This window comes from Achromobacter sp. KK8, from assembly GCF_054188005.1.
This window is the reverse complement of the sequence record NZ_CM135178.1, coordinates 4005581-4028696: the sequence shown is the minus strand read 5'-3', so window position 1 is coordinate 4028696 and position 23116 is coordinate 4005581. Positions and strand designations below refer to the sequence as shown.

The window sequence follows — 23116 nt, the reverse complement described above, 5'->3', positions numbered from 1 at the left end:
ATTCGTCAGGCGCCCGGGGCAGGCCCTATAATCCCCGCCATCATGGCAAACACTCCCTCCCCCGATCAAAACCAGTTCGCCAACAAGGCGCAGGCCTGGTCCGCCCGGTTCTCGGAACCGGTTTCCGAACTCGTCAAACGCTACACGGCGTCCGTGGACTTCGACAAGCGCCTGGCGCGCGTCGACATCCAGGGTTCGCTGGCGCACGCCGACATGCTGGCGGCCCAGGGCATCATCGGCGCCCAGGACCTGGCCGACATCCAGCGCGGCATGACCCAGATCCTGTCGGAAATCGACGCCGGCAGCTTCCAGTGGCTGCTCGACCTCGAAGACGTGCACCTGAACATCGAGAAGCGCCTGGTCGAGCTGGTCGGCGATGCCGGCAAGCGCCTGCACACCGGCCGTTCGCGCAACGACCAGGTGGCCACCGACATCCGCCTGTGGCTGCGCGACGAAATCGACACCCTGATCGACCTGCTGCGCCAGCTGCGCCACGCGCTGGCCACGGTGGCGCTGGACAACGCCGCCACCATCATGCCGGGCTTCACCCACCTGCAGGTGGCCCAGCCCGTCACGTTCGGCCACCACCTGCTGGCCTACGCCGAGATGTTCGGCCGCGACGCCGAGCGCCTGGCCGACTGCCGCCGCCGCGTCAACCGCCTGCCGCTGGGCGCCGCCGCCCTGGCCGGCACCTCGTTCCCGATCGACCGCGAACGCGTCGCCAAGACCCTGGGCTTTGACGGCGTCTGCCGCAATTCGCTCGACGCCGTCTCCGACCGCGACTTCGCCATCGAGTTCTGCGCCGCCGGCGCGCTGATCATGACGCACGTCTCGCGCCTGTCCGAAGAACTGGTGCTGTGGATGAGCCCGCGCGTCGGCTTCATCGACCTGGCCGACCGCTTCTGCACCGGCAGCTCGATCATGCCGCAGAAGAAGAACCCCGACGTGCCTGAACTGGCGCGTGGCAAGACCGGCCGCGTCAACGGCAACCTGGTCGCCCTGCTGACCCTGATGAAGGGCCAGCCCCTGGCCTACAACAAGGACAACCAGGAAGACAAGGAAGGCCTGTTCGACACCGTCGACACCGTGCGCGACACGCTGACGATCTTCGCCGACATGGCCGCCGGCATCAAGGTCAAGGCCGACAACATGCGCGCCGCCGCGCTGCAGGGCTTCGCCACCGCCACCGACCTGGCCGACTACCTGGTCAAGCGCGGCGTGCCGTTCCGCGACGCCCACGAAGTGGTGGCCCACGCCGTGCGCGACTGCGAACAGCGCGGCTGCGACCTGGCCGACCTGTCGCTGGATGAGCTCAAGGCCTATCACCCGACCATCGGCGACGACGTGCACCAGGTGCTGACGCTGGAAGGCTCGGTCGCCGCGCGCAAGCACGTGGGCGGCACCGCCCCCGAACGCGTGGCCGAGGAAGCCCGCCGCGTGCTGCAGGAGACGGCGGCGTAACACGCCGGCGATTCCCTGGCGGGAAAACAAGCGGCCCCGGATTTCCGGGGCCGTTTTTCATGGGTGGATACGCTCGCGTGACGAACGCAATCAGGCCAGCGACACCTCCAGGCGCCGCCCAAGCTGCTCCAACGCCGACTCGACCTGCTCGATCCGGGATGCATGCCGCACATCCAGCAGACGATCCACTTGCGGCATGTGCACGCCCATGCGGCGAGCCAACTCCGCCTTGCGCACACCTTGCTGGATCATCTCGTTGGACAGGAACACCTTGCTGGTGATCAGTGCCGGCAAGGTCACCGACGCCTGCCCCGCCGATACGGGCGACGGCAGCGGAATGGGGCGGCGCGCGTCAAAGTAGATTTCCAGCGCAGCCTCAAGCGCTTCCCTGGCGTTGATCGCGGCCTCTTGCTCGTCGTCACCAACCGTCAACGCTTCCGGAATATCTGGAAATCGAACGAGCCAGGTGCGATTGGAATCAAGCGTCAGGGTGAACGGATAGGTCAGCATGTAAGCCTCCCGGTTACCGAACTGGGGAAAAGTGCAGAGCACAGGGCGTGAGCGTCGATCGCATTGAATCCGTCATTATTTCAATCCGAGCTGCTTCTTGATTTCATGTTCAAGGTGTTTACCCATTTCCTTGGAGCCATGGTACGGAAAGATCGTCGTGGCGCCGTTCAACGTGACCCGAAAATGGCTGCTTCCGGAACGATGCGCAACAAAAACCGCTCCTTGCCGCTCAAGCCATTTTTTGAATTCGCTGTATTTCATGGCCCGCGCGTCGTGCAGACAAGCTTAAACAATAAAGTTGTCTAAGAAAACATAAATGTTGTCTCCGCCAGATGTTGCCATGACGGACTGTCGGAGCGTATCCCCTGGCAAGGCATCCAAGAAGATTGGGCGCCGTTTAGCGGAACAAATTACCTGTCACGGCGTGTCATTCCTCGTTTCCGATCTCGCACGAGCGGCGGGGACGGGTTCGCTATGATGGGCGCTTTTCCACTCAGCCCCTCCCCCATGCCAGCCCTGCGCGCGTCTTGGTTCCAGTCGCCCCTGTCCCGTCCGGCCATCCTGACGGCCGCCTGCCTGCTGGCGCTTGCCGCCCTTCCCGCCGCCCAGGCGCAGACGGCGCGCAAGCCGTCGCCGTACGAAAACAACGTCATCGAACCCCTCAAGCCCCCCCGGCCGCTCACCCCCGAGGAGATCGCGGCGCGCAAGGCCGAGGATGCGCGACGCGGCGGCCCGGCCTTCATGGCCCGGGTCGAAAACGAAGCCGCGTTCCGCCAGCTGGCCCGGGTCTACAACGCCGGCACGCCGCTGGAAATCCCGCACGTACTGTTCGTGATCGACCGCCAGCGCGGCAATCGCATCCATTACCTGGACACGCCGCGCTACGGCCTGCACGAGACCTTCGCGCGCGAGCGGCGCCTGCTGCCCGGCAAGGACAAGGCCGTGCTGATCGCGCAGTACAAGGACCCCAACCGCCGCCTGCTGTTCGGCACCCTCAGCTGGCAGCGTGACCTGCCGGGATATACCTATGAATTCTGGGAAGGCGACCGCCTCACCCCCGAGCTGTTGAAGCTGGCCGACGAGGTGGTCGCCAAGAGCTTTTACGCCCCGGTCCGCTTCAAGACCAACTCGACCCTGCACGAACAGGCCGCCACCACGGCCGGCCTGACCTTCGTGACCCAGGAAGCGCTGCTGCGCGAACAGGCCTTCCTGCCGCTGAATCCCGGCAGCGCGCAGGGCCGGCTGCGCATCGTGGCCTCGATCGAGGCCTCGCCCGACCTCAAGCGCGACGACATCGTGGTGCTGGACGAAGTGCCGATCGCCATCCCGCCCGTGGCCGGCCTGATCACGCAGCGGCCGTCCACGCTGCTGTCGCACGTCAACCTGCTGGCCAAGGGCTGGGGCATTCCCAACGCCTACGTGCGCGACGCCACCACCGCGCTGCGCCAGTACGACGGCCAATGGGTCACCTTGACCGTCAGCGGCAACGACTACCACGTGCGGCCCAGCGACAAGCCCGCCAGCCAATCGCCGGCCACGCCGCCCAAGCCGCGCGCGCAACTGCCCAAGCCCGACCTTAGCGTGCAGGCGCTCAAGCCGCTGGATGCCCTGGCCGTGCGCGACAGCCGCCATTGCGGCGTCAAGGCCGCCAACCTGGGCGCGCTCCGGTCCGCATTGCCGCCGGCCGCCAGCGTGCCCGACGGCTTCTGCATCCCGTTCGCCCAGTACGCCGCGTTCATGAAGCGGCTGAATGTGGCGCAGCGCATGGCCGCGCTGGAACAGCGCCCGGACTTCATCGCCGACGCCGAGGTGCGGCGCAAGGAACTGGCCGCCCTGCGCCAGGACATCATGCAAGCCGCCGTCGACCCGGCGCAGGCCGAATCCTGGCGCGCGCTGTGGCAATCGCGCCTGAAGGGCGCGGGCGTGTTCGTGCGCAGCTCGTCCAATTCCGAGGACCTGCCCGGCTTCAGCGGCGCCGGGCTGTACACCACCGTGCCCAACGTCACCCAGCCCGACGCGCTGGCCAAGGCGGTGCAGACGGTATGGGCCTCGGTCTACAACTTCGACGCCTACGAAGCGCGGCGCGCGGCCGGGATTCCCCAGGACGCGGTGGTGATGGCCGTGCTGGTGCAGCTGGCGGCGCCGTCCGACAGCTCCGGCGTCATGATCACGCGCGATCCGTTCGACGCCAGCCGCCGCTACGTGACCTACATCTCGGCCAAGCGCGGCCTGGGCATCAAGGTGGTGGAAGGCAAGCGCCAGGCCGAGCAAGTGATGTATTCGAGCTGGTCCAAGGCGGTGCAAGTGCTGAGCCGCTCGGCCGAGGACACGCAATTGGTGGCGGACGCCGGCGGCGGCGTGCGCGAAGTGCCGATCGCGCCGGACGCGCGCCAGGTGCTGAACGACGCGCTGGTGGCGCGGCTGGCGGCCGTGGGCCGGCAGGTCAAGCAGCGCCTGGGCAAGGTCGACCAGGACATCGAATGGGCGGTGGTCGGCGACAAGATCATCATCCTGCAGGCGCGGCCCTACATCGACCCGCGCCGCTAGCGAGCACGAACGCGGGCGTTCAAGGCCTGTTGCCTTGAACGCGCGTGCCGCGCCGCGTGTCCTGCGCGCATCACGGGCAACCCATGCCGTCCGGCAACCGGGCCCACACAGGAAAAAGCCGCGGCGGCGGGCAGGATGCCCACCACCACGGCTTCGGATACACCACGACAGCTTCTAGATGTGCAGCGCGTGCCCCAGCGCCTTGAGCGCGGCTTCCTGCACCGCTTCGCCCAGGGTCGGATGGGCGTGGATCGTGCCCGCCACGTCCTCCAGCGTCGCGCCCATTTCGAGCGACTGGCCGAACGCTGCGGACAGTTCCGACACCCCGCGCCCCACCGCCTGCCAACCCACGATCAGGTGGTTGTCGCGGCGCGCCACCACCCGCACGAAACCGTCGGTGGATTCCAGCGTCATGGCGCGGCCGTTGGCGGCGAACGGGAACGACGCCGCCAGGCAGTCCAGCCCGGCCGCCTCGGCCTCGGCCGGCGACAGGCCGGCCACCACGACTTCGGGATCGGTGAAGCACACGGCCGGGATCGCGGCCGGCTGGAAGTGGCGGCGTTTGCCCGCCACCAGCTCGGCCACCATCTCGCCCTGCGCCATGGCGCGGTGCGCCAGCATCGGTTCGCCGGCGATGTCGCCGATGGCCCAGACGTCGCGCATGGAAGTGCGGCACTGGTCGTCGATGCGCAGCGCGTTGCCCTTGCGGTCCAGTTGCAGGTTTTCCAGGCCCCAGCCCTGCGTGCGCGGACGCCGGCCAACGGCGATCAGCACCCGGTCGGCGGGCAGCGCGGTCTCGGCGCCGCTGGCGTCCTGGATCCGCACCGCCGTGCCGGCGCCATTCAGCCCCAGCACCTTGCGGCCCAGGTGCAGCTCGACGCCCAGCCTGGCCAGCGCGGCGGCCACGGGCTTGGTCAGCTCGGCGTCATAGGTCGGCAGGATGCGGTCCTGCGCCTCGACCACGGCCACCTCGGCGCCCAGCTTGCGGTACACCGTGCCCAGTTCCAGGCCGATGTAGCCGCCGCCCACCACCACCAGCTTCTTCGGGATGTCGGCCGGCGACAGCGCCTCGGTCGAGGACACCACCATGCCGCCGAACGGCACCGACGGCAGCGGCGTCGGCTCGGAGCCGGCCGCCAGCAGCAGGTGCTCGCACTGGATGCGCTGGCGGCTGCCGTCGGCGCTCTCGACCTCGACGGTCTTGCCGTCCAGCAGGCTGGCCCAGCCCTGCACCACCTGCACGCCGTTCTTCTTGAGCAGCGCGCCGACGCCGCCGGTCAGCTTGCCGACGATGCCGTCCTTCCAGGCCACGGTGCGGCCAATGTCGATGGCGGGCGCCGACACCGAGATGCCCAGCGCCGACTGGCCGGCGTAGTGCCGCGCCTTGTCGAATTCCTCGGCCGCGTGGATCAGCGCCTTGGATGGAATGCAGCCGATGTTCAGGCAGGTGCCGCCCAGCCGGTCGCCCTCGACCAGGATGGTGGGCACGCCCAGTTGCCCGGCGCGGATCGCGGCCACGTAGCCGCCAGGCCCGCCGCCGATCACCAGCAGGGTTGTCGTCTTGGTAGTCTGGCTCATGCTTACTCCACGAAAAGCAGCGCGGGTTGTTCCAGCAGCGCGCGCACGGCCTGGATGAAGCGGGCCGCGTCCATGCCGTCGACCACGCGGTGGTCGAACGAGGACGACAGGTTCATCAGTTTGCGCGCCACCACGGCGCCATTGCGGAAGGCCGGCCGCTCGACGATGCGGTTCACGCCCACGATGCCGACCTCGGGATGGTTGATGACCGGCGTGGTGACGATGCCGCCCAGCGGCCCCAGGCTGGTGATGGTGATGGTCGAGCCGGACAGCTCGTCGCGTCCGGCGCTGCCGGCGCGCACCGCCTGCGCCAGCCGGCCGATCTCGGCCGCCATCGACCACAGGTCGCGGGTTTCGGCGTGGCGCATCACCGGCACCATCAGGCCGCCGTCGCTCTGCGTGGCGATGCCGATGTGCACCGCGCCATAGCGCGTCACCTGGCCGGCCTCGTCGTCATAGCGGGCGTTGATCTGCGGGAAGTCGCGCAGGGCGATCACCATGGCGCGCGCCAGCAGCGGCAGCAGCGTCAGCTTGCCGCGCGACTCGCCGAACTTCGCGTTCAGGCTGGCGCGCAGGTCCTCGAGCTCGGTGACGTCGATTTCCTCCACGTAGCTGAAGTGCGGAATGCGGCGCTTGGACTCGGCCATCTTCTGCGCGATCTTGCGGCGCAGGCCGATCACCGGCACCTGCTCTTCGTCGTTGCGCTCGGCGTAGGCCGGGCCGCGCGCGGCGGTGACCGCGCCCTGCCCTTGCAGATAGGCGTCCAGGTCCTCGTGCATGACGCGGCCGGCCGGGCCGCTGCCGTGCACGTAGCGCAGCTCGATGCCCAGGTCCCAGGCGCGCTTGCGCACCGCCGGCGAGGCCAGCGGCTTCTCGCCGGGTTGGCGGGCCGCGGCGGGGGACTGGCGCGCGGCGGCCGGACGGCTGGGCGGCGCGGATGGCGCTTGCGGCGCGGCGGCGGCAGGTTGCAGCGACGCGGCGATCTGGCCGGCAACGCCGCCGGCCGGGGTCTTGTCGGCCTTGGCCGGCGTCGGCGCGGCGGCCGGCGCGCTTGCCGCCGGCGCGGGCGCGGCCTGCGGTTTCTGCGCCGCCACGTCACCCTTGACGTTGCCTTCGCCTTCCACTTCCAGGCGGATCAATTCGCCGCCCACGGCCATCACCTGGCCGACTTCCCCGCCCAGCGCGACCACGCGACCGACCACGGGCGACGGGATCTCGACCGTGGCCTTGTCGGTCATGACGTCGGCCAGCGGCTGGTCCTCGGCGACCGTGTCGCCCACCTTGACGTGCCAGCCCACCAGTTCGACCTCGGCAATGCCTTCGCCGATGTCGGGCATCTTGATGACATGAATACCCATCTCACACCTCCATCGCGCGCTTGAACGCTTCGCCGACCCGGCGCGGGCCGGGGAAATACGCCCATTCCTGCGCGTGCGGATACGGAGTGTCCCAACCGGTCACGCGCTCGACGGGCGCTTCGAGGTGATGGAAGCAGTGTTCTTGCACCAGCGCGATCAGCTCGGCGCCATAGCCGCAGGTGCGCGTGGCTTCATGCACCACGACGCAGCGGCCGGTCTTCCTGACCGAGTTGACGATGGTCTCCAGATCCAGCGGCCACAGGCTGCGCAGGTCGATGACCTCGGCGTCGATGCCGGTTTCCTCGGCCGCGGTCAGCGACACGTGCACCGTGGTGCCGTAGGTCAGCACCGTCAGCGCGTTGCCGGGCCGCACGATGGCGGCGGTGTCCAGCGGCACGGTGTAGTAGCCGGTCGGCACCACGCTGCCCGGGCGTCCGGTCCACGGCGTCACGGGACGGTCGTGGTGGCCGTCGAACGGACCGTTGTACAGGCGTTTAGGCTCCAGGAAGATGACCGGATCGTCGTTCTCGATGGACGCGATCAGCAGGCCCTTGGCGTCGTAGGGGTTGGACGGCATCACCGTGCGCAGCCCGCACACTTGGGTGAACATCGCCTCGGGGCTCTGGCTGTGGGTCTGGCCGCCGTAGATGCCGCCGCCGCAAGGCATGCGGATGGTCATGGGCGCGATGAATTCGCCCACCGAGCGGTAGCGCAGGCGCGCCGCTTCCGACACGATCTGGTCGGAGGCCGGATAGAAATAGTCGGCGAACTGGATCTCGCACACCGGCCGCAGGCCGTAGGCGCCCATGCCCACCGCCACGCCGACGATGCCGCCTTCGGAGATCGGCGTGTCGAACACGCGCGAGCTGCCGTACTTGGCCTGCAGGCCCTCGGTGCAGCGGAACACGCCGCCGAAATAGCCCACGTCCTGGCCGAACACCACCACGTTGCCGTCGCGCTCCAGCATCACATCCATGGCCGAGCGCAAAGCCTGGATCATGGTCATCGGCGCGGACGCCGGACCAGCATTGTTATCGATAGCCATGACTCACACTCCGAGCTGCTGACGTTGCCGGCGCAGGTGCTCCGGCATGTCCTTGTAGACGTCTTCAAAGATGCTGGCGGCGCTGGGGACGTGGCCGTCCACCAGGGTGCCGTAGCTTTCCGCTTCCTTCTGCGCCGCCTGGATCTCGGCGTCGAGCTCGGCGCGCACCGCGTCGTGCTCGGCCTCGGACCAGATGCCGCGCAGGATCAGGTGCTTCTTGAAGCGCTCGATCGGGTCGCCCAGCGGGAAGTGGCTCCAGTCGTCGCCGGGGCGGTACTTGGAGGGGTCGTCAGAGGTGGAGTGCGGGCCCGCGCGGTAGGTCACCCATTCGATCAGGGTGGGGCCGAGGTTGCTGCGCGCGCGCTCGGCGGCCCAGCGCGAGGCGGCGTAGACCGCCAGGAAATCGTTGCCGTCGACCCGCAGCGAGGCGATGCCGCAGCCCACGCCGCGGCCGGCGAAGGTGGCGCCCTCGCCCCCGGCGATGGCCTGGAAGGTCGAGATGGCCCACTGGTTGTTGACCACGTTCAGGATCACCGGCGCGCGGTACACGTGCGCGAAGGTCAGCGCGGTATGGAAGTCCGCCTCGGCGGTGGCGCCGTCGCCGATCCAGCCCGATGCGATACGCGTGTCGCCCTTGATGGCCGAGGCCATGCCCCAGCCCACCGCCTGGATGAACTGCGTGGCCAGGTTGCCCGAGATGGTGAAGAAGCCGTTCTCGCGGTCGGAATACATGACCGGCAGCTGGCGCCCCTTGAGCGGGTCGCGCTCGTTGGACATGAGCTGGCACATCATGGTCACCAGCGACACGTCGCGCGCCAGCAGGATGCTCTGCTGGCGGTAGGTCGGGAAACACATGTCGCCCTGCTCCAGCGCCAGCGCGTGGGCCGAGCCGATGGCCTCTTCGCCCAGGCTCTGCATGTAGAAGGAGATCTTCTTCTTGCGCTGGGCGGTCAGCATGCGGCCGTCGAAGATGCGCGTCTTGAGCATGGTGCGCATGCCTCGGCGCAACAGCTCGTCGCTGATCTCCGGCGCCCACGGGCCGACGGCGCGGCCGTCGTCGTCGATGACCCGCACCAGGCTGTAGGCCAGGCTGCCGGTGTCGATCGCGGCGACATCAATGGGGGGTTTGGGCACCTCGCCGGGCGGCGACAGGCGCAGGTAGGAAAAGTCGGTCTTGCAACCCGGACGCCCGGTAGGCTCGGGGACGTGCAACTTCAGCGGCCCATATTGGCTCATGAATTGTCTCCACGCTTGATCGTGTCATGCGCATTCTTCTTACCAAGACACTGCCCAGGGGGGTGACCTCGGACATTGCCATCGTCGGCCTGTGCAAAGGGATAAACATGCACGGCCGGGAGCCAGAGTAGCACAGGGCGCGGCCCCGAGACAGGGGCCGCGCCAGGCCTCGCTCGCCGCACAGGCCCAGGGCCGGCCGGCGCGCGCGGCGGGAGGTTTTCCCCCTCCTGCCCGTCCGGTTTTACCAGCGGTAGGTCGCCGTGCCGATCACCCGCCGCGGCTCGCCGTAGAAGCAACCGTAGGTGCAACTGCCGATGTAGGTCTTGTCGGCCAGGTTGGTGGCGTTGAGCGCGAATTTCCACGGCCCGGTGGTGTAACTCACCATGGCATCGAACAGCGTGAAGGACGGTACCTCGACCGCCGTGCCGTGCGCCAGGCCGCGCGTGCTGCCGACGTAGCGCACCCCCGCGCCGACCCGCAGCCCCGGCAGGCCGAAGGCGCCGAAGCCGTAGTCGCCCCAGACCGAGAACTGGTTGAACGGCACCGAGTTCAGGCGCTTGCCGACCTCGTCCGGTTGCAGCGGGCTGGCCTTGAGGGTGCGCGCATCGGTGTAGGCATAGGCGGCGATCAGGTTGGCATGGCGGCCGACGCGGGTGCGCGCCTCCAGCTCCAGCCCGCGGGTGCGCGCCTGGCCGGCCTGGATTTCGTAGTTGGTATCGAACGGGTCGGCCACGTTCACGTTCTTGCGCGTCAGTTGGTACACCGCCGCCGACAGCATGGTGTCCGACCCGGCCGGCTGGTAACGCAGCCCGGCTTCGTACTGCTCGCCGGTGGTGGGCTTGAAGCGGCTGCCCTGGCGATCCTGGCCGCTGGTCGGCTCGAACGATTCGCTGTAGCTCAGGAACGGCGCCAGGCCGTTGTCGGCCAGATAGACGACGCCGGCGCGGCCGGTGAAGGCCTGGCTCTTTTCGTTGTCCGCGATCTTTTCGCCGGTGAAGAAATTGCGTTCGTTGACCGTGACCCAATCGTGCCGGCCGCCCAGCAGCAGCACCCACTTATCGGCGATCTTGACCTGATCCTGCAGGTAGACCCCCAGGCGCTTCATGTCGGTTTTCGAGGACGACCACGGGAACGGCGTAGCCGGTCCCAGCGGGACGCCATAGACGGGGTCATAGAGATCGATGTTGGTGTTGCCGCGCAGGTAGCGCTCGGTCTCGTGCCTGGGCAGCGAGTAGTCCAGGCCCGCCAGCAGCGTGTGGCGCAGCGGGCCGGTGGTGGCGCCGTACTGCAGCGATGTATCGGCCACAACCGCCGAAGACCGGTCCCAGCGCGGCATCGCGCCGCGATCGGCGGTGTGGCGCTGGTCGGCCTGCAACTGCCAGATGTCGGTGGAGAAATAAGTGCTGTCCGCGTGGAAGTAGCGCACGCTGTTGCGCAGCTTGAACTGGTCCGTGAACGCGTGTTCGAACAGGTAGCCGATCGAATAGCGCTTCATGATGAACTTGTCGAAGCCCGGTTCGCCCGTGAAGCGATTGCGCGGAATCCTGCCATTGGGATTGGGCAGCACCGTGCCCTGGCCAGGCAGGCCGTAGACGTAGACCGTGCGGTCCTCCTGGTACTCCGCCAGCAGGGTCAGCGAAGTGGCGTCGCTGGGTTGCCACTTGAGGGCCGGGGCCACGTAGGTCCGATCGTCCGGCACGTGATCGATGAAGGTATCGCTGTCGCGCTTCAGGGCGGTCAGGCGGTACGACCATTTTCCCTCGTCATCGAGCGCGCCGCCGAAGTCGCCGGAGATCTGCTTGCGGCGGAAGTTGCCCGCCTCGACATTCAGTTCATGCAACGGCTCGGTGGTGGGACGCTTGCTGACCGTATTGATGACGCCCCCCGGCGGCGCCGCGCCGTAGAGCACCGAGGCCGCGCCCTTGAGGAACTCGACCCGTTCCAGCCCGTACAGTTCCTGCCGTCCGTTGTAGATGTTCACGGTGTACAGCGTGCCATCGCGATAGTAGCTGCCCTGGGTGCCGCGAAAGCCGCGCAGGAACAGGCTGTCGGACGTGCGGTCCTGGCCCTCGGCGCGGCTCACGCCCGCCACGTAGCCCAACGCGTCCTGCAGGCTCTGCGCCTTGAGCGTCTCGATTTCCTCGGTGCCGACCACCGTGATCGACTGCGGCGTCTCGATGATGGGCGTATCGGTCTTGGTGCCGGTGGCGCTGACATGGGCGGCGTAGCCATGCAACGGGCCTGTGGCCGATTCCGCCGCGCCGGTCACGCGCACCGGCTCCAGCAGGGCCGCCCCGCCCGTCTGCGGCAGGGGCCGCGCGCTGAAGGTGCCGTTGGCGGTGATGCGCAATTCCAGGCCGCTGCCCGCCAGCGCCTGGCGCAAGGCCTGCTCGGTCGTGTAGGTGCCGGCCACGGCTGGCGCCTGGCGGCCCGCCACCAGCGCCGGATCGACCGACACCGCGCGGCCGCTCTGGCGCGCGATGCGGGTCAGGGTCTCGGCCAGCGGCGCGGCGGGCAGATCGTAGCGCTGCGCCAGGGACGCGCCCGATTGGGCGCCCGCCTGCGCCTGGGCGATAGCGGCCGGCGCGGCCAGGGCAATGAGGAACGCGGCCGCCAGCTGCGGCGCGGGACGAACGGGGAACATGGAATCTCCTGCGACAAGGGGGTGCTTCAGGAGGTATGTCCAGCGAGCCCGCCGCAAGCGATCATTTTTTTTCGGCGGCATCGGCGCGCAGGTCGATGCTGACCAGCCAGCCGCCCAGCCCGCCGACCTCGATCGGCAGGGTCTGGCGCAGGGATTCCAGTACCCGATCGGTATCGTCCAGCGGAAAGGCGCCCAGCACCCGCAACCGCGCGGCCTCGGGTGAAATGCGCAGGAAGCCGCGCCGGTAGGGCCGCAACGCCGCCACCACCGCGCCCAGCGGCTGGTCGCGCACCACCAGCATGCCGTCGTGCCAGGCCGCGGTTTCGGCCAGCGCGGCATCCGACGCGCCGATGCCATCCGCCCCGAAGCGCGCGCCCTCTCCCGCCGCCAGGACGCGCCGCTGGCCCGCCGCGCGGACTTCGACGCTGTGCTCGATCACACAGGCGACGCTGCCCTGCTCGTCGCGCGCCACGCCGAACACCGTGCCCAGCGCCTGCACCTCGCCATCGGGACTGGCGACGATGAAGGGCCGCGCGGCGTCGGCCGCGACCCGCACGTACACCGCGCCCGCGCGCAGCCGCAGCACGCGGGCGCGGCCGCCGAACGCCAGGTCGACGGCCGAACGCGCGTTCAGCGTGACCTCGCTGCCGTCCGGCAGCGGATAGGTATGGCGTTCGCCCGTCCCGGTGCGCAGGTCGGCGGCCAGGGTCCGCAACGGCGTCTGGCGGTCGACCAGGGCAGCGAGTCCGCCGGCCGCCAGCGCCAGCAGCAGGGCATTGCGCAGCGCGCGGCGACGCGAGACCGGCGCCAGCAGCGCCGCGCCCGCGGCCTGGATCGAGGCGCCGTCGCCCAGCGGTGCAAAAGTGGTTTTGACGGCGCCGGCAACCGTCTGCCAGGCGGCGGCGTGACGGGGATCGGCCTGGAGCCAGGCCTCGAAGCGGACGCGATCGGCCTCGGCCGCCTCGCCCGACGACAGCAGCACCATCCAGTCGACCGCAGCCTCGACGACGGCCGGCAGCGCGGGCACGCTCATGCGGCCAGGCGCGCCGCCACGCACAGCGTGATGGCCTGCTTCATGCCGCGGCGGACGGTGATGGCGGATACGCCAAGGCGTTCGGCGATCTGCGGATAGGTCAGCTCATGCAACTGGCTCAGGAGAAAGATCTGCCGGACGCGCGCCGGCAGGCGCTGCAAGGCCCGGTCGATCTGCATCAGGGCCTCGACCACCAAGGCGCGCTGCTCTTCGCTGGGAACGCTGGCACGCGGCAGGGCCTCGAGGCTGTCAAGATAGGCGCGCTCGAGTTCGCGGCGGCGCCAGAACGTGTACAGCGTGCGTTGCGCCAGCGTGGTCAGGAACGCGCGGGGTTCGTGGATCGGCTCGGTCGGGCGGCCGGCCAGTACCCGCACGAAAGTGTCGTGCGCCAGGTCGGCGGCATCATGGCGGCAACCCAGCCGGCGACGCAGCCATTCCAGCAACCACGGATGATGGGCCTCGTACAGCTGGGCGGCGGTGTGCGGCGTCGGCTGCGCAGGATGGGACATGGAGGGAATGGGAGGGCGGGCTAATCAACAATAAGAATTATTGTCATTTATTGATGGCTGCGCAAGCCTGCTCCGTGAAGCCGGACGGCGAGCAACGCCGACCGGGGTCGACGGCCTGCGCCTGGGCGACCTCTATACTTGCACCTTCCGATTTCCCAGGAAACCGACGTGCCTCGATTGACCGCCTCGAAATGGTTCAGCTGGACCGGCATCGTGTTTGCCGCGCTTTACCTCGCCGTCGTCATCCTTTGCATCGCCGGCGCGCTGTCGGCCGACGGCGACGACAAGGGCCGCTTCATTCTGCTGCAACTGCCCTTGGCCTTGCAGCTTGCGCTGCTGCACGACCTGAACCTGGACCGGCTGCTGGGCGACCTGTCGTGGACCGGCGGCTACCTGCTGATCGGGCTGCCCACGCTGGCCCTCTTCTATTTCGTGGGCTGGGGCCTGGAGAAACTGGTGCGCGCGGCCTTCCGGCCCATCGCGTCGCAACGGTAGGCCACGCCGCTCGCAACACGAAAAAACCGGCCAGCGGCCGGTTTTTTATCGAACCACGACGCGCCTCAGGCCGGACCGGTCCACTCGGTGACGAACTCGCGGTAGTCCGGGCGGTTGGCCGGCGGCACCGCGCACGCCGGGGTGCCGATCGCCAGGAAGCCGAGGAAGCGGTAGTCGAGCGAATCCAGGCCCAGCGCCGCCTGCACGTCTTCGACGTAGGTGCCGATGCCGGTGCTCCAGAACGCGCCATAGCCCAGCATGTGGGCGGCATTCAGGATGTTCATGGTGGCGCAGCCAGTGGCCAGCAGTTGCTCGGCCTCGGGGATCTTGGTGTTGTCGTGGGCGATCTTCTGCGCCACGGCGACGAACAGCGGCACGCCGGCCATCCACTCGCGCACCGACTTTTCCTTTTCCGGCGTCATGCGCGGGTCGCCGCTGCGCTTGACGGCTTCCAGCGCCACGTCGGCCAGCTTGCCGATGGCCTCGCCTTTGATCACCACGAAACGCCAGGGACGCAGCGCGCCGTGGTCGGGGGCCGACATGGCGGCCTGCAGGATCTGTTCGAGTTCGTCGGGCTTGGGCGCCGGCGCCCGCAGGAACTTGACGGAACGGCGCGAGGTGATGGCGTGCAGGGGCGTGGCGGTGGCGGTCTGGGTCATGGAGGCAGGCACAAGTTACGGAATTCTGGCGGTTTCCCAAATGGGAAAGAGAAGGGTTCTCATATTACGCCATGGCCGCGCCGGGGACGGCTATCCCCCTGCCCGGCGCATGGCGACTAGGACGTTCAACCCAGGTGGGTATGGCGCTCCTGGCGTTCCTCGACCTGCATTTCCGACAGGCCATGCAGGATGCCGCAGTCTTCCGTATCGGGCCGCGCCGACAGGCAGCGCTGGCGCAGATCGGTCAATTGCGTCTTCAACTGGGTCAGCTCGGCGATGCGCTCGTCCACGTGGGAAATGTGTTCGTCGAACAGTTCATTGATGGGGCCGCATCCTGCCTGGTGATTGTCGGCCAGCGACAGGATCGCGCGGATCTCGTCCTGGGTCATGTCCAGCGCGCGGCAGTTGCGGATCAGCCGCAGGCGCTCCAGGTGGGGCTGGCCGTAGCTGCGGTAGTTGTTCAGTCCCCGTTCCGGGGCGGGCAGCAGCCCTTCCTTCTCATAATACCTGACGGTTTCGACCGTGGTGCCGGCCGCCGTGGCCAATTCGCCGATACGCATCGTGCCTCCCGGACGCATCCGATGGATTTAGGGGGTTGACCCTATAGTAACTCCAAGGTGTGCAATGCGGTCAATGGCTTACGAAAAGGCAACGAGAATGTCTTCAGCATCGACCCGACACCCCGAACACTCCGCCACCGCCGGCGCCTGCTGCGGTGGACACGCGCCCGCCGCCAAGCGCGCCGGCCCGGGCTGCGGCCACGACCATGGCCAGGCCCAGGGCCACGATCACGACCATGGTCAAGGTCACGACCACCGCCACGATCACGACCATGGTCAAGACCACGACCACGGCCACGGCCACGCGCACGACCATGGGCATGGCCACGCCGCCACGGCCTGCTGCAGCCACGACGCCGGCGCCATCCGCATGTCGGGCGGCGCGGCCGCGCTGCAGGCCGGCCCGGGCCAGTTGCTGGCGCGCCTGCGCATCGGCCAGATGGACTGCCCGACCGAGGAAACGCTGATCCGCAAAAAGCTCGACGGCGTCGCCGGCGTGCACGCGCTGGACTTCAACCTGATGCAACGCATCCTGACCGTGGTGCACGCCGAAGGCGCGCTGGACCGCATCACGGCGGCCATCAAGTCGCTGGGCATGACACCCGAGCCTTTGGCCGACGACGCGCCGCGCACGCCCGCCCCGGCCGCCGCGCCCGTGAACTGGTGGGCCATCGGCGGCGCCGGCGTGCTCGCCGCGCTGTCCGAAGCATCGCACTTCGCCGGCATGCACTGGGGCGTCACCGCCGCGCTGGCGGTGGCCGCCATCCTGGCCTGCGGCATCAGCACCTACCGCAAGGGCTGGATCGCCGTGCGCAACGGCAACCTGAACATCAACGCGCTGATGAGCATCGCCGTCACCGGCGCGGTGCTGATCGGCCAGTGGCCGGAAGCGGCCATGGTGATGTTCCTGTTCAATGTGGCCGAACTGATCGAGGCCCGTTCGCTGGACCGCGCCCGCAACGCCATCCGCGGCCTGCTCGACCTGGCGCCCGAAACCGCCACCGTGCGCCAGGCCAACGGCGCCTGGAAACAGGTGCCGGCGGCACAATTGCAGATCGACGATGTGGTGCGGGTGCGACCGGGCGAACGCATCGCCGCCGACGGCATCATCGTCAGCGGCCGTTCGGCGGTGGACCAGTCCCCCATCACCGGCGAAAGCCTGCCGGTGGAAAAGGCCGAGGGCGACCAGGTCTACGCGGCCACCGTCAACACGGCCGGCTCGTTCGACTACCGCGTCACCGCCGCCGCCGGCAACACCACGCTGGCGCGCATCATCCACGCGGTCGAACAGGCCCAGGGCGCGCGCGCGCCGACCCAGCGCTTCATCGACCGTTTCTCGCGCATCTACACGCCCGCCGTGGTCGGCGTGGCGCTGCTGGTGGCCGTCGTGCCGCCGCTGCTGTGGGACCAACCCTGGTTCGACGCGATCTACCGCGCGCTGGCGCTGCTGATCATCGCCTGCCCCTGCGCCCTGGTGATCTCCACGCCGGTCAGCATCGTCAGTGGCCTGACGGCGGCCTCGCGCCGCGGCATCCTGGTCAAGGGCGGCGTGTACCTGGAGGAGGGCCGCAACCTGAAGTGGCTGGCGCTGGACAAGACCGGCACGCTGACCCACGGCAAGCCGGTGCAGACCGACCTGCAGGACTGGGACGTCTCCGACCTGGCGCGCCAGCCCGCGGCGCAGGTCGCCGCCAGCCTGGCGGCCCGCTCCGACCACCCGGTGTCGCTGGCCGTGGCCAACGCCGCGCGCGACGCCGGCCAGGCCCTGCTGGAAGTGGACGACTTCACCGCCCTGCCCGGCCGCGGCGTCAGCGGCAAGGTGGACGGCGTGCTGTTCCAGTTGGGCAACCGCCGCCTGATGCGCGAGCTGGGCGTGTCGGACGAAAAGCTGGAAGCCCGCTTCGACGAACTGGAACAGCAGGGCAAGAGCGCTATCGCGCTCAGCGATGGCCAGCGCGTGCTGGCGCTGGCGGCGGTGGCCGACACGGTCAAGCCCACCAGCGCGGCCGCCATCGCCGACCTGCACGCGCTGGGCGTGCGCACCCTGATGCTGACGGGCGACAACACGCCCACCGCGCAAGCCATCGCGCGCCAGGTCGGCATCGACGAAGCGCGCGGCGACCAGCTGCCGGAGGACAAGCTGGCCGCCATCGAAAGCAAGCTGGCGCCCGCCGGCAAGGTCGGCATGGTCGGCGACGGCATCAACGACGCCCCGGCCCTGGCCCGCGCCGATATCGGCTTCGCCATGGGCGCGGCCGGCACCGGCACCGCCATCGAAACGGCCGACGTGGCGCTGATGGACGACGACCTGCGCAAGATCGGCACCTTCCTGCGCCTGTCGCGCGCCACCCACCGCGTGCTGGTGCAGAACATCGCGCTGGCGCTCGGCATCAAGGTGGTGTTCCTGGCGCTGGCGATGACCGGCAACGCCACGCTGTGGATGGCGGTGTTCGCCGACGTCGGCGCCAGCCTGCTGGTGGTGGCCAACGGCTTGCGGCTGCTGCGGGCCGCCCCGGCGGCGAACTGAAGCGCCGCCCTGATGCAAAACGCCCCGGCGGGAATCTCCTGCCGGGGCGTTTTTCCACATCGGCGCGGCGTCGCGCTTTCGCGCCGTCCGATCGTTCAAGGCGCGCTGCCCGGGAAGGCGGGCACGGCCGCCTCGATCATGCGGGGATGCAACGCCGAATGCGCCGCGCGTCAGCCGGTCTGCTCTTCCTGCGGCCAGTCGCGCAGCACCGGCGCGTCCGGCGCTCCCGGGCCGACTTCGCGCAGGTGATCGTGCTGCAGCAGCGCCATGCGGTAGGCGTCGCGGTAGGCGCCGTTGGAAAAGAACTCTTCCTTGAGCAGCCCTTCGATCTGGAAGCCGCAGCGCTCGTAGATGTGCACGGCGGCGCTGTTGTCCTTGTCCACCACCAGGTAGACCTTGTGCAGGTTCAGCACGCGGAAGGCGTAGCCCACCGCGATGCGGGTGGCGGCCTTGGCGTAGCCGCGGCCCTGGTAGCTGGGCGCGATGATGATCTGGAATTCGGCGCGGCGGTGGATGTAGTCGATTTCTACCAGTTCCACCAGGCCGGCCGGCTGGCCGGTGTCGTGCTCGATGATGAAGCGCCGCTCGTTCTGGTCGTGCAAGTGGCGGTCATAGAGGGCAACCAGTTCGTCGTAGGCCTCGTAAGGCTCTTCGAACCAATAACGCATGATGACGTCGTTATTGTTGATCTTGTGGACGAAGTGCAGGTCGCCGCGCTCCAGGGGGCGTATTTTGATATCGGATATTACCGACATAGAAACCTCCGAAAGTGCCGCCATTGTAGCTGACATCGCCCTGAAAAGCCCATTGCATGGAGATTTCACTAGAAGAATGGCTTGTTTATTGACCTACAGCAGAAAAATGGCTGAAAAAGCGCATGAATACTGGAACTTTCAATATTCACGCTCCGCCATCCGTAACGAAATCCACCCACAGCCCCGGCCGGGCATTGCCCCCCTACCCTCGGCACACATGCCGCCATTACAGCGCCGAGAATGCCGGCAGGCGCTGCTCGATGCGGCGCACCACTTCGTTGGCGGCCGATGACAGCGGCCGCCCCAGGCGCAGCAGCATCTGGCATTCGGGCGCGCTCAGGATCGGATGCGCGATCGGCAGCGCCACCAGTTCGCCGCTGGCCAATTCGTGGTGCACGCCCAGGTTCGGCATCAGCGTCACCCCGGCGCCGCTGATGGCGTACTGCTTGAGCACCCGCAGCGAATTGGTGGTCAGGCTCGGCGTCAGGTGGATGCGTTCGGTGAACTCCAGCAGGTCGACCGCCTGGCGCAACCCGTAAGGCGCGGACATCAGCGCGAACGGATACGGCAGGATGTCGGCAATGGTGAGCGGGGCGCGATGACGCGCCAGCGCATGGCCGGGCACCGCCAGCAGGCAGACCGGATGCTTGCGGCTGGCGCGGCAGCGCAGCCGCGGATCGACCGGCGGGTTGTAGGCCAGGCCGATGTGCGCGGCATCCGTGGCCACCGCCTCGACCACCTCGTTGACCGAGCCGACGTTGACGCTGACGTTGATGCGCGGGTGTTCGATGCAGAACGGCCCGACCACGTGCTCCATCAGGCTGTCGATGAAGCCTTCGCTGATCATCAGATGGACGTTGCCGCGCCGCATGCCGCGCAGTTCCTGCAGGCGCGTGTTCAGGTGTTCCTGCTGCGCGCGGCAGGCGCGGTGGTATTCCAGCAGCATGTCGGCGGCCTCGGTCGGCGTCAGGCCGCGCGCGCGCCGTTCGAACAGCGCCACGCCCAGTTCCTTTTCCAGCAACTGGATCTGGCGGCTGATGACCGAGGGCGCGGTGCCGAGCTTGTCGGCGGCGCCGCGGATCGAGCCACAGGCCACGACCTCGTTGAAGTATTTCAGCCGCGTCTGGCTGATTTCGGCCATCGCTCCCCCTGTATGTTTTGTCATGGACGCCCAGACGCCGCAGCATGACCGGCGCGTCGCTTTTCCGTTGCCCTGAAGGCAACGATAATTTATCACCCAGGTCATTGTTTCGAACACTGCGTGCTCGCAATATGGACGCCGCGCGGACCCGCCCCGGAACCGCCGCCATCCCAACCACCGCGGCGGGCGCAGACCCGCCCGCGAGGAGACACGCAATGCCCCATCAGGCCACGCCAGGCGCCGATCCGCGCCTGGCTCCGCTATACCGCAAGATCACCTGGCGGCTGCTGCCGTTCCTGCTGCTCTGTTATGTGTTCGCCTACCTGGACCGCATCAACATCGGCTTCGCCAAGCTGCAGATGCAACAGGACATCGGCATCTCGGACGCCGTCTACGGCCTGGGCGCCGGCATCTTCTTTCTCGGCTACGTGATGTTCGAGGTGCCCAGCAACCTGCTGCTGACGCGCATCGGCGCGCGCCGCACCATCAGCCGCATCATGGTGCTATGGGGCCTGACCTCGGCCTCGATGCTGTTCGTGCAGGGCGAATGGAGCTTCTACGTCCTGCGCTTCATGCTGGGCGTGTTCGAGGCCGGCTTCGCCCCCGGCATGATCTTCTACCTGACGTACTGGTATTCGCAGTCGCGCATGGCCGGCGTCATGGCGGTGGTGATGCTGGCCGGCCCGATCGGCGGCATCGTCGGCGGCCCGGTCTCCGCCTGGATCATGACGGCCTTCTCCGGCGCGCATGGCCTGGACGGCTGGCAATGGATGTTCCTGCTGGAAGGCCTGCCCTGTGTGCTGCTGGGCGTCATCGCCTTCCGCTACCTGGACGACAAGCCGGCCGAGGCGCGCTGGTTGAGCGCCGAGGAAAAGGCGCTGCTGGCCGCCGACCTGGACAGCCGCGGCGCGCACAAGAAGCACGCCTTCGCCCAGGTGCTGCGCGATCCGGCCATCTACGGCATGGCGCTGACCTACTTCTGCCTGATCTGCGGCATCTATGCCGTCAGCTTCTGGCTGCCGACGCTGCTGAAGCTGGCCGGGGTGCAGGACACCATGCAGATCGGCCTGTACTCGGCGATCCCCTACGTGGCGGCGGCGGTCTTCATGCTGTGGTTCGCGCGCAGCTCCGACCGCCTGCGCGAACGCCGCTGGCACACGCTGGTGCCCGCCCTGCTGGCCGGCGTGGCGCTGTGCATCGCCACCGCGGCGCCGACGCAATTCGCGCTATCCCTGACGGCCATCACGCTGGCCACCGGCTTCATGTGGGCCGCCTACACGGTATTCTGGGCGATTCCGTCGCAGTACCTGCAAGGGGAAGCCGCGGCGGGCGGCATCGCGCTGATCAACAGCATCGGCTTGCTGGGCGGCTTTCTCAGCCCGTCCATCATCGGCTGGGTCAAGGAATCCACCGGCAGCCTGGCCGGCGGCCTGTACGCGATCTCCGCCCTGCTGGTGGCCGGCGCCCTGCTGCTGCTGGTGAACCGTCCTGCCCAATCCGCGCCCGCGCGCGCCTGACGCTCAAAGGAATCGATCATGCACATTCTGGTGGCTGGCTTCCAGCACGAGACCAATACCTTCGCGCCGTCCAAGGCGGCCTACGAGAACTTCGTGCGCGGCGAGGGCTTTCCCGCCATGGTGCGCGGCGAGGACATGCTGGCGCTGCGCGAGGTCAACATCCCCGCCGGCGGCTTCATCAACGCCGCGCTGGCGCAGGGCCACACCGTGCGCACGGTGATCTGGGCCGGCGCCAGCCCGTCGGCCCACGTCACCCGCGACGCCTACGAACGCATCGCCGGCGAGATCGTCGACGCGGCGCGCGCCGGCGGCTTCGATGCCATCTACCTGGACCTGCACGGCGCCATGGTGGCCGAACACCTGGACGACGGCGAAGGCGAGCTGCTGGCGCGGGTGCGCGCGCTGGTCGGCCCCGGCGTGCCGGTGGTCGGCAGCCTGGACCTGCACGCCAACGTCACCGCGCGGATGCTGCGCGAGGCCGATGGCCTGGCCGCCTTCCGCACCTATCCGCACGTGGACATGGCGGTGACCGGCGAGCACGCCGCGCGCCTGCTGGCCGCGCGCGTCGCGGCCGGCGACAAGTGGGTGCGCGCCGAACGCCGCCTGCCCTTTCTGATCCCCATCAACGGCATGTGCACGATGCTGCAGCCTTCGCAAGGGGTGTATGAAGAACTGGAGCGCCTGGAACGGACGCCGGGCGTGGCCTCGATCTCGTTCGCGCCGGGCTTTCCGGCGGCGGACTTTCCCGAATGCGGCCCGGTGGTGTGGGCCTACGGCACCGACGCCGACGCGGTCGAACGCGTGACCGAAGCGCTTTACCAGCGCGTGCTGGAACTGGAACCTCAGTGGTCGCCCGACTTCCTGGCGCCGGCCGACGCGGTCAAGCGGGCCCAGGCGCTGGCGGCCGGCGCCTCGCGCCCCGTGGTCATCGCCGACACCCAGGACAACCCGGGCGCGGGCGGCGACGCCAACACCACCGGCATGCTGCGCGCGCTGGTCGAGGCCGACGCGCAGAACGCCGCGCTGGGCCTGTTCTACGATCCCGAGGCCGTGCGGCAGGCGACCGCCGCCGGCATCGGCGGCAAGGTGAAGCTGCGCCTGGGCGGCCAGTCCGGCGTGGCCGGCGACGCGCCGTTCGAGGGCGAATTCGTGGTCGAGACGCTGTCGCCGGGCAAGCTGCGCTTCGATGGCCCGATGATGAACGGCATGGACGTGGACCTGGAGGCGGTGGCCGGGCTGCGCCTGGGCGGCGTGCGCGTGGTGGTCAGCGCCACCAAGTCGCAGATGCTGGACCGCAACCTGTTCCGCGTCGGCGGCGTGCAGCCCGAGGAGATGGCGATCCTGGTGGTGAAAAGCTCGGTGCACTTCCGCGCCGACTTCCAGCCGATCGCGCATGAGGTGCTGGTGGCCAAGGCCCCGGGCCCGATGCAGGCCGATCCCGCCGACCTGCCCTGGACCCGGCTGCAACCGGGCATCCGCATCAAGCCGCTGGGGCCGGCATTCGCGGCTTGAATTCGCGGCCTGGTCTTGAACGGAACGCG

The 23116-nt window shown here is 68.6% G+C and carries 19 protein-coding genes; 6 read left to right on the top strand and 13 right to left on the bottom strand.

Annotated elements, in window-relative coordinates:
• Positions 1 to 42: 42 nt before the first annotated feature.
• Entirely contained in the window at positions 43 to 1461 is a 1419-nt protein-coding gene (gene argH / locus ACVN9Z_RS18690) for an argininosuccinate lyase (protein WP_054482408.1), read from the top strand.
• 90 nt (positions 1462 to 1551) lie between these two features.
• On the opposite strand, the gene ACVN9Z_RS18685 is transcribed toward argH, so the two are convergent.
• Complete coding sequence (locus ACVN9Z_RS18685) at positions 1552 to 1971, bottom strand: type II toxin-antitoxin system HicB family antitoxin (RefSeq protein WP_006386380.1); 420 nt, start codon at positions 1969 to 1971, stop codon at positions 1552 to 1554.
• 75 nt (positions 1972 to 2046) lie between these two features.
• Complete coding sequence (locus ACVN9Z_RS18680; RefSeq protein WP_006386381.1) at positions 2047 to 2232, bottom strand: type II toxin-antitoxin system HicA family toxin; 186 nt, start codon at positions 2230 to 2232, stop codon at positions 2047 to 2049.
• A 246-nt stretch (positions 2233 to 2478) separates the two neighbouring features.
• On the opposite strand from ACVN9Z_RS18680, the gene ACVN9Z_RS18675 reads away from it, so the two are divergent.
• On the top strand, positions 2479 to 4518 hold the full coding sequence (locus ACVN9Z_RS18675; RefSeq protein WP_238876483.1) for a PEP/pyruvate-binding domain-containing protein: 2040 nt from the start codon (positions 2479 to 2481) through the stop codon (positions 4516 to 4518).
• 174 nt (positions 4519 to 4692) lie between these two features.
• On the opposite strand, the gene lpdA is transcribed toward ACVN9Z_RS18675, so the two are convergent.
• The 7 genes from lpdA to ACVN9Z_RS18640 all read right to left on the bottom strand — a co-directional run bounded on the left by lpdA (position 4693) and on the right by ACVN9Z_RS18640 (position 13921).
• Positions 4693 to 6096 carry a dihydrolipoyl dehydrogenase gene (lpdA, locus tag ACVN9Z_RS18670; RefSeq protein WP_107316537.1) on the bottom strand — a complete coding sequence of 468 codons (1404 nt, stop codon included), beginning with the start codon at positions 6094 to 6096 and terminating at the stop codon, positions 4693 to 4695.
• 2 nt (positions 6097 to 6098) lie between these two features.
• Positions 6099 to 7454, bottom strand: coding sequence for a dihydrolipoamide acetyltransferase family protein (locus ACVN9Z_RS18665; protein ID WP_238876482.1), 1356 nt, complete (start codon positions 7452 to 7454; stop codon positions 6099 to 6101).
• Position 7455: 1 nt separating this feature from the next.
• A complete protein-coding gene (locus ACVN9Z_RS18660; RefSeq protein WP_020927269.1) occupies positions 7456 to 8499 on the bottom strand; it encodes an alpha-ketoacid dehydrogenase subunit beta in 1044 nt (347 codons plus the stop codon).
• A gap of 3 nt (positions 8500 to 8502) precedes the next feature.
• Positions 8503 to 9735 carry a 3-methyl-2-oxobutanoate dehydrogenase (2-methylpropanoyl-transferring) subunit alpha gene (locus ACVN9Z_RS18655; protein ID WP_054432036.1) on the bottom strand — a complete coding sequence of 411 codons (1233 nt, stop codon included), beginning with the start codon at positions 9733 to 9735 and terminating at the stop codon, positions 8503 to 8505.
• A 241-nt stretch (positions 9736 to 9976) separates the two neighbouring features.
• Positions 9977 to 12379, bottom strand: a complete 2403-nt coding sequence (locus ACVN9Z_RS18650; protein ID WP_458212517.1) for a TonB-dependent siderophore receptor — start codon at positions 12377 to 12379, stop codon at positions 9977 to 9979.
• A gap of 61 nt (positions 12380 to 12440) precedes the next feature.
• Entirely contained in the window at positions 12441 to 13412 is a 972-nt protein-coding gene (locus ACVN9Z_RS18645) for a FecR family protein (protein ID WP_054444273.1), read from the bottom strand.
• The gene (locus tag ACVN9Z_RS18640) at positions 13409 to 13921 is read right to left on the bottom strand and encodes a sigma-70 family RNA polymerase sigma factor (protein WP_458212516.1); all 513 of its coding nucleotides are present in this window, start codon (positions 13919 to 13921) and stop codon (positions 13409 to 13411) included. The genes ACVN9Z_RS18645 and ACVN9Z_RS18640 overlap by 4 nt, the downstream gene beginning before the upstream one ends.
• A gap of 168 nt (positions 13922 to 14089) precedes the next feature.
• On the opposite strand from ACVN9Z_RS18640, the gene ACVN9Z_RS18635 reads away from it, so the two are divergent.
• Positions 14090 to 14416, top strand: coding sequence for a hypothetical protein (locus ACVN9Z_RS18635; RefSeq protein ID WP_024068585.1), 327 nt, complete (start codon positions 14090 to 14092; stop codon positions 14414 to 14416).
• A gap of 65 nt (positions 14417 to 14481) precedes the next feature.
• Here the strand turns inward: ACVN9Z_RS18635 and ACVN9Z_RS18630 are convergent, their stop codons facing one another.
• Both ACVN9Z_RS18630 and cadR read right to left on the bottom strand, forming a co-directional pair.
• Positions 14482 to 15075, bottom strand: coding sequence for a nitroreductase family protein (locus tag ACVN9Z_RS18630; RefSeq protein ID WP_006386391.1), 594 nt, complete (start codon positions 15073 to 15075; stop codon positions 14482 to 14484).
• Positions 15076 to 15200: 125 nt separating this feature from the next.
• The gene (gene cadR, locus ACVN9Z_RS18625; RefSeq protein ID WP_024068584.1) at positions 15201 to 15635 is read right to left on the bottom strand and encodes a Cd(II)/Pb(II)-responsive transcriptional regulator; all 435 of its coding nucleotides are present in this window, start codon (positions 15633 to 15635) and stop codon (positions 15201 to 15203) included.
• Between the two features lie 97 nt (positions 15636 to 15732).
• Between cadR and ACVN9Z_RS18620 the strand changes: the two genes are divergently transcribed.
• Positions 15733 to 18162, top strand: a complete 2430-nt coding sequence (locus tag ACVN9Z_RS18620; RefSeq protein WP_458212515.1) for a heavy metal translocating P-type ATPase — start codon at positions 15733 to 15735, stop codon at positions 18160 to 18162.
• A gap of 170 nt (positions 18163 to 18332) precedes the next feature.
• On the opposite strand, the gene speG is transcribed toward ACVN9Z_RS18620, so the two are convergent.
• Entirely contained in the window at positions 18333 to 18917 is a 585-nt protein-coding gene (gene speG, locus ACVN9Z_RS18615) for a spermidine N1-acetyltransferase (RefSeq protein WP_006386394.1), read from the bottom strand.
• 226 nt (positions 18918 to 19143) lie between these two features.
• Positions 19144 to 20082, bottom strand: coding sequence for a LysR family transcriptional regulator (locus ACVN9Z_RS18610; RefSeq protein WP_373862798.1), 939 nt, complete (start codon positions 20080 to 20082; stop codon positions 19144 to 19146).
• Positions 20083 to 20273: 191 nt separating this feature from the next.
• On the opposite strand from ACVN9Z_RS18610, the gene ACVN9Z_RS18605 reads away from it, so the two are divergent.
• On the top strand, positions 20274 to 21575 hold the full coding sequence (locus ACVN9Z_RS18605) for an MFS transporter (RefSeq protein WP_054472504.1): 1302 nt from the start codon (positions 20274 to 20276) through the stop codon (positions 21573 to 21575).
• A gap of 18 nt (positions 21576 to 21593) precedes the next feature.
• The gene (locus ACVN9Z_RS18600) at positions 21594 to 23087 is read left to right on the top strand and encodes a M81 family metallopeptidase (protein WP_006386397.1); all 1494 of its coding nucleotides are present in this window, start codon (positions 21594 to 21596) and stop codon (positions 23085 to 23087) included.
• Positions 23088 to 23116: the final 29 nt, after the last annotated feature.